This window comes from Arthrobacter sp. 2YAF22_2 (assembly GCF_052114645.1).
GTDB lineage: Bacteria > Actinomycetota > Actinomycetes > Actinomycetales > Micrococcaceae > Arthrobacter.
The window spans coordinates 1-1,392 of record NZ_JBFRFD010000715.1 but is presented as its reverse complement, the minus strand read 5'-3'; the positions used below and the strand labels follow the sequence as shown (position 1 = coordinate 1,392).

Genomic DNA, 1,392 nt, shown 5'->3' with positions numbered 1-1,392 from the left:
GTCATCGCAGTCATCGCTGGCCACCACTTATGCGTTGCTCGGGCTTGCCGCCGCGGTGTTGGGCGGAACCAGCCTGGCCGGCGGACGCGGCGGACTGCTCGGCGCGCTCTTCGGCGCGCTTTCCATCTACCTGCTGCAGCAATTGCTGACGGCGTCAGGCGTGGCACCGAGCCTCATCCAATTCGCCTACGGCTCCGTACTTGTCATTGGCGTCGTACTGGGCGCGACGCTGCTGGCTCCCCGTCTGAAAAGGAACGCATCATGAGTAGTGACACCCTTTCCCCGGCACCGGCACCGGCACCGGCAGGCCAGCTCGCCCGGCCCTTCACCAGGTTCAAAGCCTGGGTCTTCGAAGTGCCCGCCCTGCAGGTCCTGGTCGTCCTGGCGCTGGCGACTTGGCTGGTTATTACCATCCCTGCCATCGCAAACCCCAGGTCCGTCACCTCGATCCTGGTCATCACCTCCCTGCTGGCCTTGGCTGCCATGGGCCAGACGCTCGTGGTGATCCTGGGCGGACTGGACCTTGCGGCACCTGGCTACATCCTCTTTGGTGCCTTCATGGCGGCCAACGTCGCGGGTAAGCTTGCGGTCCCGCCGGTGGTGGCAGTGCTGATCGCGGTTCTGGTCTGCGGGGGCATCGGTGCCCTGATCGGCTGGATCTGCCACCGTTTCGCCGTCCAGCCACTGGTGGTCACGTTGGGCACCGGTGCGGCGCTGACCGGAGCGACGCTGTTCCTCGCCGACGGGGACTATTCCTCCGCTCCGCCGACAGCGCTGCGTTCTTTGGCGAGCCTGCGGGGAACCACCTTCGGCATGCCGTTCCCGCCGATCATCCTGATCGTGCTGCTTTGCGGTGTGGGCATGTGGATCTTCCTCAATCGCACCGCCGCAGGGCGCCGATTCCACGCCACGGGAGTCAATTTCCGGGCCGCACGGCTGACCAGGATTCGCACCTCCGTTGTGTGGACCCTGGTCTTTGCCGCCTCCGGCGCTTTGGCCGGAATCGCCGGCATCTTCATTGCCTCCTACGGCTCAGGCTGGTCGCAGACCATCGGGGAACCGTACCTGTTTTCGGGCCTGGCGGCCGTCCTGGTTGGAGGCACCATCTTTGGCTCGATCCGCGGCAGCTACACCCGGACGCTGCTCGGCGCCCTCACCCTCACCCTTTTGTCCACGATCATTGTGAGCAACGGACTCTCCGAGGCGCAGAGCCGGATCATCTTCGGGATCATCATCCTGGCCGTGGTCTCGCTCTACGGGCGCGAACGCCACGTCCGCGACAGGTTCTGACCTATGGTTCCTGATTGCAGACAAGAGTCGTGGGGGCGGGCATCCCGCCCCCACGGATCGAACCGCAGCGTATTGCCGCTCGCGAAATCCGCATCGTCGCTG

At 65.3% G+C, this 1,392-nt stretch carries 1 protein-coding gene and 1 pseudogene; both read left to right on the top strand.

What is annotated here, in order from left to right; translation table 11 throughout:
- Positions 1-265 (top strand): annotated as a pseudogene (locus AB4Y86_RS18960) (ABC transporter permease); the annotation flags it as partial.
- Positions 262-1,290, top strand: coding sequence for an ABC transporter permease (locus AB4Y86_RS18955; RefSeq protein WP_441403674.1), 1,029 nt, complete (start codon positions 262-264; stop codon positions 1,288-1,290). The pseudogene AB4Y86_RS18960 and the gene AB4Y86_RS18955, both read left to right, overlap by 4 nt.
- The last annotated feature ends 102 nt before the right edge of the window (positions 1,291-1,392 follow it).

Excerpts from the sequence above, each read along its gene's own strand:
- AB4Y86_RS18955 (WP_441403674.1), top strand. The coding sequence starts at position 262 with ATGAGTAGTGACACCCTTTCCCCGGCACCGGCACCGGCACCGGCAGGC.